General features: G+C 67.1%; 14 protein-coding genes. 5 read left to right on the top strand and 9 right to left on the bottom strand.

The genetic code is table 11. The annotated features are described in order from the left end of the window. Nucleotides 1-14 precede the first annotated feature (14 nt). From AB7U46_RS09465 to AB7U46_RS09435, 7 genes are read right to left on the bottom strand one after another with little or no spacing between them, the layout of a single operon-like run. Nucleotides 15-953, bottom strand: coding sequence for a 3-oxoacyl-[acyl-carrier-protein] synthase III C-terminal domain-containing protein (locus AB7U46_RS09465; protein ID WP_428336716.1), 939 nt, complete (start codon nt 951-953; stop codon nt 15-17). Beyond that, nucleotides 947-1,846 (bottom strand): alpha/beta fold hydrolase, encoded by a 900-nt coding sequence (locus tag AB7U46_RS09460; protein WP_428336715.1) that lies wholly within the window; start codon nt 1,844-1,846, stop codon nt 947-949. The genes AB7U46_RS09465 and AB7U46_RS09460 overlap by 7 nt, the downstream gene beginning before the upstream one ends. After that, a complete protein-coding gene (locus AB7U46_RS09455) occupies nt 1,836-3,215 on the bottom strand; it encodes a hypothetical protein (RefSeq protein WP_428336714.1) in 1,380 nt (459 codons plus the stop codon). The genes AB7U46_RS09460 and AB7U46_RS09455 overlap by 11 nt, the downstream gene beginning before the upstream one ends. A 4-nt stretch (nt 3,216-3,219) precedes the next feature. Beyond that, entirely contained in the window at nt 3,220-3,675 is a 456-nt protein-coding gene (locus AB7U46_RS09450) for a hypothetical protein (RefSeq protein WP_428336713.1), read from the bottom strand. Continuing rightward, on the bottom strand, nt 3,672-4,337 hold the full coding sequence (locus AB7U46_RS09445; protein ID WP_428336712.1) for a hypothetical protein: 666 nt from the start codon (nt 4,335-4,337) through the stop codon (nt 3,672-3,674). Before AB7U46_RS09445 ends, AB7U46_RS09450 begins: the two co-directional genes overlap by 4 nt. Continuing rightward, the gene (locus AB7U46_RS09440; protein WP_428336711.1) at nt 4,330-4,593 is read right to left on the bottom strand and encodes an acyl carrier protein; all 264 of its coding nucleotides are present in this window, start codon (nt 4,591-4,593) and stop codon (nt 4,330-4,332) included. The genes AB7U46_RS09445 and AB7U46_RS09440 overlap by 8 nt, the downstream gene beginning before the upstream one ends. A gap of 1 nt (nt 4,594) precedes the next feature. Then, nucleotides 4,595-5,548, bottom strand: a complete 954-nt coding sequence (locus tag AB7U46_RS09435) for a 3-oxoacyl-[acyl-carrier-protein] synthase III C-terminal domain-containing protein (RefSeq protein ID WP_428336710.1) — start codon at nt 5,546-5,548, stop codon at nt 4,595-4,597. Between the two features lie 407 nt (nt 5,549-5,955). Between AB7U46_RS09435 and AB7U46_RS09430 the strand changes: the two genes are divergently transcribed. The 5 genes from AB7U46_RS09430 (at nt 5,956) to AB7U46_RS09410 (ending at nt 11,600) form a co-directional block, all read left to right on the top strand. Then, nucleotides 5,956-7,257 carry a helix-turn-helix domain-containing protein gene (locus tag AB7U46_RS09430; RefSeq protein ID WP_428336709.1) on the top strand — a complete coding sequence of 434 codons (1,302 nt, stop codon included), beginning with the start codon at nt 5,956-5,958 and terminating at the stop codon, nt 7,255-7,257. 68 nt (nt 7,258-7,325) lie between these two features. Continuing rightward, a complete protein-coding gene (locus tag AB7U46_RS09425; RefSeq protein WP_428336708.1) occupies nt 7,326-8,546 on the top strand; it encodes an efflux RND transporter periplasmic adaptor subunit in 1,221 nt (406 codons plus the stop codon). Continuing rightward, complete coding sequence (locus tag AB7U46_RS09420; protein WP_428336707.1) at nt 8,543-9,253, top strand: ABC transporter ATP-binding protein; 711 nt, start codon at nt 8,543-8,545, stop codon at nt 9,251-9,253. Before AB7U46_RS09425 ends, AB7U46_RS09420 begins: the two co-directional genes overlap by 4 nt. Beyond that, on the top strand, nt 9,250-10,392 hold the full coding sequence (locus AB7U46_RS09415; RefSeq protein ID WP_428336706.1) for an ABC transporter permease: 1,143 nt from the start codon (nt 9,250-9,252) through the stop codon (nt 10,390-10,392). The genes AB7U46_RS09420 and AB7U46_RS09415 overlap by 4 nt, the downstream gene beginning before the upstream one ends. Before the next feature lie 5 nt (nt 10,393-10,397). Continuing rightward, entirely contained in the window at nt 10,398-11,600 is a 1,203-nt protein-coding gene (locus AB7U46_RS09410) for an ABC transporter permease (RefSeq protein ID WP_428336705.1), read from the top strand. Between the two features lie 170 nt (nt 11,601-11,770). Here AB7U46_RS09410 and AB7U46_RS09405 read toward each other — a convergent pair whose 3' ends face one another. Both AB7U46_RS09405 and AB7U46_RS09400 read right to left on the bottom strand, forming a co-directional pair. After that, nucleotides 11,771-13,261, bottom strand: a complete 1,491-nt coding sequence (locus AB7U46_RS09405; RefSeq protein WP_428336704.1) for an NCS1 family transporter — start codon at nt 13,259-13,261, stop codon at nt 11,771-11,773. Nucleotides 13,262-13,325: 64 nt separating this feature from the next. After that, the coding region (locus tag AB7U46_RS09400; RefSeq protein WP_428336703.1) for a hydantoinase B/oxoprolinase family protein at nt 13,326-13,886 on the bottom strand (561 nt) is incomplete at its 5' end.

Raw genomic sequence — 13,886 nt, 5'->3', positions numbered from 1 at the left:
ATATGTGTCTGAGTTCACTGCGGCCTCGGCGCGACCTCGAGCAGCGCACAGGCCGCCGTCGCCCCAAGACCGATGCTGAACAGGGCCACCCTGTCCCCGGCGCGCAGCCTGCCCGCGCGCTCCGCCTCGATCAGATTGATGAACGGGTCGGCGCCGAAGCAGTGACCGACCCGCCCGATCGTCTCGAGCCAGAGCTGGTCGCGCCGCAATCCCAGCGCGTTGGCGATCTGCAGCCACGAGGCGAAGTTGACATTGTGCGGCAGCACGAAGCGCAGGGTCTCGGCCGCGACACCGTATTGCGCGCAGGCGGATCGCAGGCTCTCGATCGCGAAGGGCAGATAGGCCTCGTCGAAACCGTCCAGGAACCCCTCGTTCCGGTGACCGCTGTTTTGCCAGAACTGCGGCAGGTGGCAGCTGCGCACGCCGATCAGATCGAAACGCCCCTGCCCGGGACCGACCAGAACCGCCGCGCAGCCCTCGCCCATGATCGTGGTGTTCTCGATCAGCCGGATATCGGGATGAAAGGCCTTTTCCGCGATCACGATCAGCCCGGTCTGCCCGGGCGCGAGCAGCCGCTCCATCGCGCCCAGAAGCGTGATGCCGGTCGCGCAATGGTTCATCGTCGCCGAGAAGACCTCGGCCCCGCTTCCCGCGAAGGGCGCCAGAATGTCGGAATGCACGCCCTCGAACAGGGTCGTGGCCGGCAGGGTATGGCAATGCCCGACGTGACCAAGCCGTTCGGCCGCCGCGGCATTGCGCTTCAGCAGCGGCGCGACGGCCGCCCCGATCAGCGCCTGCTGGGACTCGTCGGGATCATGGTGGAACCTGTCGAAGCCGAAGAAACGGTCGAACATGCGGGTCTGATTGCGGCTCAGGCCAAGCTCGGCGCTGATCTCGCCCAGCCGTTCGGTGCGCGCGGGAAAGGCGAGCTCGACATCGAGGATGCTCAGCATGCCGCCACCTCCGGCCCGCAAAGGGCGAAGCGGGCGACGATGTCGGCCAGATCGGGATGTTCCAGCACGGTGCGGTGATTGCAGGCGTCCAGAAATCGCGGCTGCAGATCCGGGCGCTCGGCGCAGATCCGATAGGCCGCCGCCGGCGCGACCTGCCAGTCGTTGCGCGCATGCAGGACCAGCTGCGCCGCGCCGAAGCGCCGATATTCCGCCGGCCCGACCTGCGCGGGATCGCGGCCATATCGGGCGCGATAGCAGGCCGGCACCGCGCTTTGCAATGCCGCCGGGGCGTCGGTGAACTTCAGATACCCGGCATAGAGGCTGCCGAGCGAGGCCGAACTGCTGATCGTGACGATCCGCGCCGCGCCAAGCCCCTCGGAGGCCGCCAGCGCTCCGACCAGCCCCCCCGCGGAATGCCCGATCACCGCGGCATAGGGGCCGGCAGCGCCGAATTGACGGGCCAGCATGCGGGCGACGTGCAGCGGCTCGAACCGGCCATGCGGCGCAAGGCCGGGGGCCGTCAGCTCGGGCACCGTGACCGAGAAGCCGAGCCGCGCGAGGCGTTGCGCCAGCGGATGCATCATCGCCCCGGTCGCGTTCCAGCCATGCAGCAGCAGCAGCTTCGGCTGCCCCGCCTCGCCGAAGACCCGGATCGCGGGCGCTTTGCGGCACCGCAGGTCGCGCGGCACCCGCTCGATCCGCGCCAGGACCAGCCGCGCCCCGAGCCGCGGGGAAACCCGGCACAGCCAGTCCAGCTCCTGACGGCGCAGCCGGCATTTCTGGGCGCGCAACCGCATGCCGGGAACCGGCGCCGGGCGCATGACCGTGGCGGGGCGCAGACGCTGCACCGCGCCGCGCAGCAACAGGGCAGGCAGGGCGATCTCATACAGCATTTGCGCGCCGCATCTTGATGACGAGCAGAAGCATCTGCACCAGCAGCGCCGCGAAACTCAGCCCCGCGACCGCCTTGAGGATCAGCAGGACGAGGTTCAGATCGCCCCCCTGCCGGATCGCGTAGAGCGTCGCGCCACAGGTCAGGGCCTCGGTCACGATGGTGATCACGAACACATGCGGCGCCCGGCCGAGCTGTTCGAGGATCACCTGCAGCATCGCCGCCGCCGCCACCAGGAAGAAGGTGATCTGCAGCTGCGTCAGCACCTCCTCGGTGACGCCGCGCAGGGCCTCGCCATCGCCGCGCTGCGACAGCAGCAGATCCAGCACCGGGCGGCTATAATAGGGCAGCGTCGCCGCAAGAATGCCGTAGCCGATCAGCAGCAGCGGAACGCCGAACAGGATATAGCGCAGCCGCGCCTCGGGCGTTCCCTCTTCCTCGGCCTGATTGATCAGGATGGCGATCACCGAACCGAAGGCGATGGCGGGGATCATGAAGGCGATGCGGAACCGCAGCACCACCATGAAGCCCGACGCATAGTCCCGGCCCAGATCGGCAAGGGCGGGGAAGATCACCGCCGCGCTGATCGCGCCGGCCAGGATCGACGCCGCGAGCGGCAGGCCGACGACCAGCAGCAGCTGTCCCAGACGGGCGCGCAGCGCGGGCGCCGGGACCGCCGGGCCCTGCCCCGCCTCACGCCGCAGGAGCCAGATGGTGATCGGCAGCATCGCCAGCGGCCCGGCCAGATTGCCCACCAGCACCGCCTCGAACCCCCAGCCATAGTGCGCGCTCAGCGTATAGGTCACGGAGAGGTCGATCACCGCGAGCCCGATGAAGGGCAGCAGCGAACGCGCCAGTTTCCCCTGTCCGCGCAATGCCGCGTAACAGATGTCGAACACCACGAAGGCCGCCATCGACAGCACGAAAAGCGGCATCGCCTGCAGCGTCTCGCCGATCGTCCCCTGTGCCAGCCAGCGCCCCTGGCCAAGCCCATAGGCGGCCAGCGCGATCGCCGACAGCAGCGCGATCCCGATCAGCGAAAGCCGCCACGACGCCGCGGCGATGCCCCGGCGCGGCCAGTTGTTCTTGGAGCGGGCGCTGAACACCTGATTGGTGATCGCCAATCCCTCCATCACGGCGAGCACGAAGATGAAGGCGGGTTGCAGCAGCGACAGCGTGTTCAGCCCCTGTTCGTTGCCCGCATGGGCCAGGATCGCGATCTTGCCCAGATTGAGCGCGGAGGTGACGATCGCCCCCAGCATGAAGGGCAGCGCCATCAGCAGGATCTGTCGCACCGTGGCGAGCGCCTCGAAGCGCTTGCGCGGCGCGGCAAAAGCCGTATCGGCGAGGGAAGCATTGGCGGGCGGCATGGGTTTACTCCGGAATGAGGGGGTGTTGCGCGGCGGCATCGGACAGGACCGGAACCGCCGGATCGACGAGCCAGGTGACTGTCCCGGACCGATCGAGCAGCGCGACGCGCAGGGGCGGCGCCGACATCGGGCCGCGCGCGGCGGGTGGACAGCCGTTCCGGATCAGCTCGGGCGGAAGGCCGTCGAACAGGATCTGCAGCGTGCCGACCCCACGGGCCAGCGCCTGCGCGAAGAGCAGCGCATCCGCCAGCTCGCGCGCCGTCTCGACCCGCAGCGAATGCACCGCGCCGCGATGGCCCCGCTCGCTGAGAACGTGCTGCAGCAGGGGCATCCGCGGATCCGCATGGGACCGGCTGTGAAGATAGAGCAGCGTCATCTCCCGCATCGCGGCCGGATCTGCCGGACAGGCGATCTGAGCGCGCAAAGCGGGCTCGGGCAGAACCGGATCGAGCGCGTTCATGCGAGGCTTCCGATCCTGTCCGGCGCCCGCGGCGCGTGAATGGCCATCACGATATTGGCCAGAAATTCCAGCGCGTGCAGACGGCCCGCCAGCAGCCCATGACCGCCCATCAGCTTTGCCGCTTCGCGGAAATGCCCCGTCAGAAGCCGCTGCATCGCCGCAAGACCGGCCGCATCGCGCTGCAGGGCCGGCGTGCCCAGCTCGTCTTGCAGCCGCATCACATCGGCGTTCAGCGTCGAGAACCGCGCCTTCATCAGCTGGTGATGCAGCAGTTTCTGCCCCAGGCTCTCGCGTCCCTCGAGGTGGAGAAAGGCCGTGTCGAGGCAGCGCATCAGCATCCCCGCGCGCAGCGCCACCAGCCCCGGCTGAAGCCAGTCGAGGCGCCCGTCGCCCTGCCCCGCGTCACAGCGCGACAGGCACAGCCCCCATTCCGAGAGGCTGATCTCGTCGAGCGGGGCGAGGATCCGCGGCGCGACGCCGGGGCGGGAGGGGTCGACCAGCCGGGGGTCGGCCAGATCGTGCAGGGCAAATCCGTTGATCACCAGATCCGCCGGCATGCCGGTCGCGACCTGCCCCAGCATCCGCAACGCGACATCCGGGGTCTGCTTGCGCGCACATCGAAACAGCGCGTCGAGCGTTTCGGGGGCGATCGGCTCAGGCATTTTCCGCGACCGTCGTCTGGCCCTCGATATAGTCGCACAGGCTCGACGCGAGATTGAACTCCTGCTGGCCGATCGCCTCGGGATCGAAGCGCAGCCCCGGGATCTTGTCCTCCAGCGTCAGCAGGAATTGCACGAACATGTAGGAATCGAGATCGAGATCGCGGTCGAAACGGGTCTCGGGCGTCAGCCCGGTGACCGGCCGCTCGGTGACTTCGCTCAGGGCGGCCTCGATCGCTTTCAGGGTGGTTGCGCTCATGTCATTTCTCCTTGGAAGGGGGGTTGGGGGTCCGCTCCAGCAGGCAGGTCGCGAAGGTCACCCCGGTGCCGGCCGCCAGAACGAGGATCTGCCTGGCCGCACGATCCCGGGGATCGTCGCTGGCCTCGAAGGCGCGCAGATTGACGAAGATATCGGCGCAAAATGCGTGACCCAGAGTGCCGATATCGCCCTGGAAACAGCGGCTGTGCCACTCGAAGCGCCGCAACAGAACCTGCGTCACCGGCAGGTTGAGGTTGTGCGGCAGAAAGACGAAATCCTCGTGCAGCGCCGGGCCGTATTGCTCCAGACTGTCCGCGACGAAACCGCCGAGCTGATCGGCATAGCAGGCTTGCAGCGCCGCGCGCTCCTCGGCGCTCATCGCATCGGCATTCTTGTAGAAGCGCGGCAGATGGCGCACCGTCGTGCCCCGCACGCGCCAGCTCCCCGCCGCCCCCGCGTTGAACAGCGCGGCGGCGGGAACTTCCGCCAGCAGCCCCACGGGCAGACGCGAGATGCTGGGATGGAAGGCCTTTTCGCCGGTCAGAACGATCAGCGGCGTTTCCGTATCGGCGAGCTGCGCGAAATGCATCAGCGCCAGCGCCGAGGCGCAGCTCGTCATCGTGACCGCCGAGACGTCCCAGCCGGCCAGCCCTTCGGCATCGGCCAGCCTGCGCAACCAGTCGCCATCGCTCAGGGTGTTGTGCGTCTGGGTCTTGCAATAGAAGAGCTGCCCCGAGGCCCGCCTGTCGACGGGAACCCCGGCAAAAGCGGCCCGCAGAACCGGCGCCAGCATCGCGCCCAGATCGTCGCGATGACAGGCGACGCTTGAAAGCCCGAAGAAGCGTTCATACATCCGTGCCTGGCCGCCACTCAACCCATGGCTGCCGCCGAGATCGCTCAGCGCGACGCAGGTCTGGCCGGTCGTTGACAGATGGATCTGATCGAGCACGAGCATGAGGTATCGGGGTCCTTTCCAGCCCGGAGACGTCCTCATCGCATGGGCTCGAAGTCGTCGGCGGTTTCATGCTCAAGGGGATAGGTCTTCGGATCGCAGGCACTCGACCTTGATCACGATTTTGGTCGTCCGAAATTCGGTCGCAGGTCCGAAATCGGCCCGCTCGGCCCCGTGATCTCCGAGAGTAGCCGGCTACGCGACTCACCCTGAAAACTCGAAATAACAAAATACAATTAACGCTTTGCAGGATATGCTACCCGGCACGCGACCGCCTCGGGCGCTCGGAGGGCTCCGCTTTCCGATCTCTGCGCGACAAAGCGGATCCAAGGACGGCGCGGCGAAACCCCGCCCGGATTTCGCGCCTTTTCGGGATCAGGTAGCGTTTTCCCGAAGACCCGGATTGCCTTATGAAACGTCGTGCCGAAATCAGGTCGCCCCCCTGCCCCGCAAGCGCCCTCGATTCGCCTCGGGCCGGGGCGCGAAAGCGGGACCGGGGCGCGCCCGGAGCCGCGCGGGGCGATGCGACGCGCAGCGGTTGCATTCCCGTCTGGGTTGCGGGACAATGCGGCCGCCGGATCGGAGAAGATTTTAACGTAATGCCACTTGTGCCTCTCCCTTTCTTTGTCGCCATCCTCCTCGTGATCCTGTTTGTCAGCGTGATCCGCCATCAACGCGGCAAGCGCCGCAACATTCCGCTCCTGCTGCTGCTGATCGTCAGCGCCCTGCAATCGGTGCTTCTGGGGCTCAGATGGGGCTACCACATCCAGGAACTCGCCTATGTTTCCCCGATCGTCGCGACGATCGTGCCGCCGCTGGTCTATTCGGGCGTGCGCCATCTGGTCGGGGCCGACACGCAACACCATGTGCGGGAAATCCCGATCTTTCTGGCCCCCGCGGTCACCGTGATCACGATGAGCCTGTTCTGGCGCAATGCGATCGACCTGACGGTTGTGTTCGTCTTCTTCTGCTATGCCGTCGCCGCGTTGCGGCTGCTCTGGTCGGGCGCGGATTCGCTGGGCTATACCTCGCTCGAGGATACCGTCTGGGTCTATCGCGCGATCTTCTTCGCCGCGATGGTGCTGCTGTTCACCGCCGCGTTCGATACCGTGATCTACCTCGATTTTCTCTGGAACAACGCGCTCGACGTGAGCACGGTTCTGGCGATCGGCGACATGATCATGCTCGGGGTTCTCGGCGTCGCGGTCAGCGAAGCGAGCCGGGGCCGCATTGATTACCCCGATACCACCGCCACCCCCTGGAGCCCGCCCGCCGCCCCCCTGACCACGCCGCAAGAACCCAGCCAGGACAAGACCGCCGAGATCGCCGGCGCCACCTCCGAGGACACGGTCGAAGAGACGATGGCCCGGCTTTCGGTGCTGATGCAGGAGCGCAAACTCTACCGCGACGCCAATCTCAATCTGGACCGCATCGCCCGCAAGGCGATGATCCCCACGCGCCAGATCTCGCAGGCCGTGAACATGAGCACCGGGCAGAACGTCTCGCAATATGTCAACGGTTTCAGAATCGCCGAAGCCTGCGAATTGCTCGAGACCACCTCGAAACCGATCACGGAAATCATGTTCGACGTCGGTTTCCAGACCAAATCCAACTTCAATCGCGAATTTCGCCGGATCACCGATCTGGCGCCGAAGGACTGGCGTACCAGCCGCGGCAACAAAAGCGAAATCGCCATGAGTTCAATGAGCTAGACGAAACCTTCCGGGGTGCGTCGGGGGCGCAGGAAGACCGCGCCGGAAACGTCCCGTGGTATCAAAGCGTGATTCAGAACCTGCGCGGCGGGATTCAGGTCGCGATCTCGTCCTCGGGCGCCCAGGTTTGCGGCATGAACACGCAAACCAACTCCGATCGGAAACTTGCCGAGGCGCTTCGTGCGCTCCCCCTCGATCCGCTCGCCGGTGACGATGATTGGAAGTCGCCCCGCGCGTCGCGAAGCCTGACGCTCGCTCTCGGCACTTTCGTGCTTTGTGCGACGGCAGGGCTGGTTTTCTGGAACCAGGCAAGAACGGGATCCGGGAACACCCGGTTCCTGGCCCAGGACAGCGCCCCCGTCGCGGGGGCTTCCGCGTCCTCCACATCGCCGGCGAGCGCGGTGGCGGCGGATCATCCGCGCGCGGCAGCCACGGCCGGCGCCCAGGCGGCGCCATCCCCGGTGCCGCAGGCGCTCCCCGGAGGAGAGATCACGGGGTCGGGCTATGTCGTGGCGCCGACCCAAACGGTGATCCACGCCAAATATGCCGGAGAGGTCACCGCCCTGCCGGTTCAGCTTGGCGACCGGGTCACCAAGGGCCAGATCCTGCTTCAGCTGACCGACGCCGAGGCGGAGTTTTCGCTGCAAGCCGCCCGGATCGCCCTCAGCAGCGCGCAGACGGCGCTCGCAGGCGACGAGATCAGCCTGCGGCAGGCGGAAAAGGCGCTCGCCCGCGCGCAGCAGCTGCACGACCGGGGCAACCTGGCGCAGCAGGATCTCGACACCGCCCAGACCGATCGCGACAGCGCCCGCAACAGCGTGTCGCTGGCCCGGGAAAGCCTCGCCTCGGCCGAGCTGACCCTGAAACAGGCGCAAAACCGCGCCGACCGGCTGACCCTGCGCGCCCCGTTCGCGGGGGTGATCACCGCCCTCGAGGTCCATCTGGGCGACAGTGTCCTTGCCCAGGAAGACGCCGGTCGCACCGACAGCGCGTTGATGACGATCACCGACACCGACGATCTGGAGATAGACGCCGATGTCTCGGAGACCCGGATCGCGGCGCTCAGCCCCGGCCAGGAAGGTCAGGCCGTGCTCGACGGCTACCCCGACCACCCGTTCCCGGTCCGGATCACCCGCGTCGAACCGACCATCTCCGCCGACAAGGGCACCGTCGGACTCCGATTGTCTTTCAGCGATCCCCCCGACGGCATCCGCCCGAACATGGCCGCCAGCATTCGCCTGGTCACGCCATCCCCCTCGCCCGTCCCGCAGCAAGGATCAACCCCGTGACGAACACCGACACCACCCCGCCCTTCATCGAGATCAGGGGCCTCAGCAAGAGCTTTCGCGTGGGATCGGAAACGATCCCGATCTTCACCGATCTGAATCTCTCGATCCCGCAGGGCGAGTTCCTTGCGCTGATGGGCCCCTCCGGCTCGGGCAAGTCAACCCTGCTCAATCTGCTTGCGGGCATCGACACGCCCGATGCGGGGCAGGTTCACGTCGGCCAGGCGCATCTGGAGACGATGAACGAGGCCACGAAGACGCGCTGGCGCGCCCATAACGTCGGGATCGTGTTCCAGTTCTACAATCTCATGCCGATGCTGACGATCGCCGAGAATGTGGAGCTGCCGCTGATGCTCAAGCCGATCAGCCGCCGGGCCCGACGCGAGCGGGTCGCGCGGATCCTCTCGCTCGTCGGGCTGGAAGGGCGCGAAAGGCAATTCCCCAACACGATGTCGGGCGGGCAGCAGCAGCGTGTCGGGATTGCCCGCGCGCTCGTGTCGGACCCGAAGCTGCTGCTCTGCGACGAGCCGACGGGCGACCTCGACCGGGCCTCCGCCGACGAGGTTCTGCGCATCCTGCGCTTCCTCAACAGCGAACTGGGCAAGACCATCGTCATGGTGACCCACGACGCCGAGGCCGCCGGGCATGCCACCCGCACCCTGCATCTGAACAAGGGCCAGTTCGTCGAACGCGAAAAGGTGCTGGCATGACCTATTCAGGACTTGCCTGGCGCTCGGCCTGGCGGCGCCCCCTGCGCACCCTGATGCTGGTGCTCTGCGTTGCCGTCGCCTTCGTGATCTTCGGGCTGACCGAGAGCTTCCAGAACGGCACCCAGGGCGCCACCGGCGCAAGCGACGACCTGCTGACGGTGACCAACAAGACCGGGCGCGATCAGCCGCTGCCGCTTTCGGATCGCAACAGGATCGGTCAGATCGAAGGGGTCGGCGCGCTTGCCTACATGACCCGTCTCAAGGGGTTCTCGCAGATCGAGAAGAACGTCGTCCCGGTCAGCGCCATCGACATCGCCGGCCTGGCCCAGACCAACGGCCCCGAGCTGGGGGTGAGCGCGCAGATGATCGACAGCCTCGCCCCGGCGCGCGATCTGGTCCTTGTCGGCCGCGCGCTGGCGGAGGCGCAGGGCTGGAGCGTCGGACAAAGCGTCGAGGTCACCGCCTTCCGCACGCTGCAAAAAGATGGCAGCCGCAACTGGCGGTTTCGCGTCGCGGGCATCTTCGACGGGGCGAATTCCAATACCGACACCTATTTCATGCTCGCCCAGTATGACTATGTGAACGCGGCCCGGGCCGAGGGGCAGGACACCGTGAGCGGCTTCATCCTGCGCCCCGCGGCGGGCACCCCGGCCTCGACGCTCGCCGCGCGCGTCGACGCCCAATTCGCCAATACCGCCTTCCCGACCCGCACCCAGTCGGAAAAGCAGTTCCTCGAGGCCTTCCTGCGCCAGTTCGCCGATATCGGGCTGATCGTGGGGCTGGTCAATGCCGCCGCCTTCGTCACGATCCTGATGATCGTCGCCAATGCCCTGCTCTATGCGATGCGCGAGCGGCGCTTCGAGATCGGCCTGCTCAAGACGCTGGGCTTTCGCAATGCGACCATCCTCCTGCTGGTTCTGGCGGAATCGCTGATGATTTTCGTCACCGGCGGCCTGATCGGCCTCGCGCTCTCGAAAATCGCGACCCTCGGGATCGGCCCGGCGCTGGGGCTTGTCCTCGATCCGCGCATCCTGATCGAAGCGCTGGCCATCATGCTGATCTGCGGCGCCCTGACCGGTCTGATGCCGGCGATGATGGCAACCCGAATGACGGTCAACGCGACCCTAAGAGCGAGGTAACCGACGTGTTTTCCCTGTTGAAACAAAGCATCGCCATGATCGCGATCGGGCTGGCGAGCCTGCCGCGCCGGCTCTGGATCTCGGCGGCGATGGTGCTGTCGATCGCGCTGGTGGTCTGCGTCCTGATCGGGTTCCTCTCGATGGCGAAAGGGTTCGAGACCGCGACCGTCGGGGCCGGCTCGGCCTCGGTGGCGGTGATCCTGGGCAATGGCACCAATCAGGAAAGCAACTCGACCATTCCGGGTGACGTGGTGCGCGCGATGCGGGCCAGCCAGGAAGATTTCGGCGTCGAACGCGACGCGCAGGGGCAGCTCATGCTTTCGCGCGAACTGGTGGTGCCGGTCGACCTGCCCCGCGCCGCCAATGGCGCGCCGCAGACGCTGGCGCTGCGCGGGATGGATCAGACCGGCCCCGCCCTGCGCCGGAACGCGCATATCACGGCGGGCCGCCTGTTCAGCCCGGGCGCGCGCGAACTGGTCGTCGGTGCCCGTCTGTCGCATGATTACAAGGGGCTTTCACTGGGCGACAAGGTGAGTATCGGCGGCGTCGACTGGACGGTGGTCGGCCAGTTCACGGCCAATGGCAGCGCCTTCGAATCCGAGATCTGGGGCGATCTGGACGCGGTGCAATCCGCCTTCGACGCACAGGGCCGGATCCAGAGCCTGCGCGTCGCGCTGACCTCGCCCGCGGGGCTGCAGGCGCTCCAGGACGCCTTGCCGCGCTTTTCGCAGATGCCTCTGGTCGCGCGTTCGGAGATCGCGCTCTTTGCCGCGCAATCCGAGCGCACCGGCGCCCTGATCCGGATGTTCGGCTGGCCGCTGGCGATCCTGATGGCGACCGGGGCCATCGCCGGCGCGCTCAACACGATGATGACCTCGGTCGCCGATCGCAGCACCGAACTCGCCACCGTGCGCACGCTCGGCTTCTCGCGTCTGGCCGCCTTTTTCGGCACCTGCGGCGAGGCGATCGTGCTCAGCGCGATCGGGGCGATCGTCGGCATGCTCGCGTCATGGCTGATCTTCAACGGGTTCCACGCCAGCACCCTCGGCGGCGGACAGACGCAGACCGGGTTCGATCTGCGCGTGAACGGCAGCGTGCTTCTGGCGGGCGGCGCGCTGGGCCTTGCGGTCGGGATCATCGGAGGCGGGATCGCCGCCTTCTCCGCGACCCGGATTTCGCTGGCCCAGGCCTTGCGCGCCAGTCTCTGATCACCGGGCGGGGGCGACGCCCCCTTCCCGCACGCCCCGTTCCGCAAAAGCGGTTCCCGCCCCCAGCGCCGCGCCCGGGGGCGGAAATTTTCCGAACCGGGGGGCGCATGACCGGTCCCGAAAAACAGGAGGGCCCCGCGCGACATCCCGCCGCGCGGAGCCGCGGCAGCTCAGAGGTCTTCGCGCTCCACCCCGTCGCCGTGGTCATGCAGCGCAAAGCGGCCATCGCCCTCGTGCACCCAGCTGCGCCCGACCGTGGTGGCCAGGAAGCCCGTGGCCCCCGGCGCCATCTCGGGCTGCGGCGCGCGCGGCAGCACCACGGTCTTCATCAAGACGAGGTAGAAGACGAAGCCGAGCGGCAGGCCGATGACGAAGGCATATTGCACGAACCAGGCCGCGATCCCCCCCGCCACCAGCCAGGCGAGCAGCGCCGGAACGTTGAAACCGGCGGTATAGCGGAACGGCCCCGTCATGTCGTAAAGCGCGGGCACGTTCAGCCGGCGGCGCCGCAACACGTAGTAATCCGCGATCACGATGCCGCCGATCGCCGAGAGGAACGCACCGTAATAGCCCAGGAACACGAAGAGGTTGTTCAGGATCAGCCAGGGGAAGCACAGCGTCCCCGCAATCCCCGCCAGCACCACGCCGACACGGTAGTTCACCACCCGCGGCGCGAGGTTGACGAAGGTCAGCGCGGCGGGGATTAGGTTGGCCGAGTTGTTCGTCGACCATTGCGCGAGCACCACGAGTGCCAGCAGGACGAGCAGCGAAACCCCCTGCCCCTGCGCCTGGATCACCTCGACCGGGTTCCAGTTATCGGCCGCGATGAAGGAGATCGCCCCGATCCCCGCGATCAGCGCCTGCGTCACCGGCAGCGCCACGAGCTGCGCGAGGAAGATGTTGCGGTTGCGCTTGAAAAACCGCGGGGTGCCCGGGATCGGCTTGACGAAGCGCGTCAGGTTCGGAATGTCGATCGCCAGCGTCGACCAGAACCCCATATTGGTGATGAACAGCACCGCAAGCGAGATCTGCCCGGTTCCGGTGAAGGTCCAGATGTTCAGCCCCTTGGTCTGCGCCACCCCGTCGAGGGTGAAATACATCCACACCGAGATTGCGATGATCGCCGGGGCGGCGAATTCGGCGAGCTTCTCGACCGCGCGGATGCCGTAGGCGGTATTGACCACCTGCACCACGCAAAAGAGCGCATACCACAGCACCCAATTCTCGAAGCCGAGGAAATATTCGCCGATGCCGTTGAGCGCGAGCGCGCCGAGATAGGTCTGGATCCCGAACCACATCGAGGCGACGAGCCCGCGCGAGATCGAGGGCAGATGGGTGCCGCGCACGCCGAAAGGGGCGCGCAGATAGACCGCGAAGGACAGCCCGTGTTCGGTGCCGATATCGGCGGTGAGCGTCATCACCGCGCCGATCACGATATTCGCGGCGAGGATCGTCAGCGCCACGGTGGCGAGGTCCATCCCGCCCTGAATGCCGGTCGCGCCGAGCGAATAGGTCGCGATGATCACCGCGATGCCGACGAAGATCCAGGCATAGCCCCACATTCCGATGGAGCGTTGTTCGAGGGTGGTGGGCAGGAGCGACTCTTCGATGAGCGCAGTTCTTCCGGGCGAGAAATCTCCCGCCTTGTCGGCCATGGTCATGGCTGTCTCCTTGTTGCGATGTTGGGGTGTCGGCCTCTTGCGGGCCGTTTGGGGAGGCGGGCCGCTAGCGTGCGGCCCGGATCTTTTCTCGGGCGGCCTCGGTCGCGGCCATGTCGACGGTCTCGGCCTCGAGATCGACGATCACGCCATAGACCGCGCGCGCCCGCTCGACCGTGCAGAACCCGTCGAGCACATCGTCGAGCACCTTGCGGGCGGGGCGTTTGAGCGGATCGCCATAGCCGCCGCCATTCGGGCTGTAATAGGTCATCACATCCCCCGCCGCGACCGCGAGGCCGGAGAATTTCGAGGGCATGTCGCGCGCGGCACCGCCCGCCGTGTTGTGGATCGTGCAGCGCCCCACCGCGCCCTCGGTGCCGCCGAAGATGCCCCAGGGCGCGTCGGTGTGGCGCTCCGATTCATGGGTGATGAAGCCCGGCGTGAGCAGCCGCTGCGCCTTCACCACGCCGATGCCGCCGCGGAACTCTCCCGCGCCGGGGGGCATGTCGTCGCGCAGCTCGTAGCGGTCGCAGATCATCGGAATATGCATCGCGAGGTCTTCGAGCGGGTTGTTGCGGGGGTTCGCCATCAGGTTGTCGATGCTGTCGGGCCCGTCCGAGCGCGGCCG

The sequence above is a fragment of the Paenirhodobacter sp. genome, from assembly GCF_050177655.1.
Classification (GTDB): domain Bacteria; phylum Pseudomonadota; class Alphaproteobacteria; order Rhodobacterales; family Rhodobacteraceae; genus Rhodobacter.
Note: the sequence above shows the minus strand (reverse complement) of the source record. Positions and strands in the feature narration are given on the sequence as shown.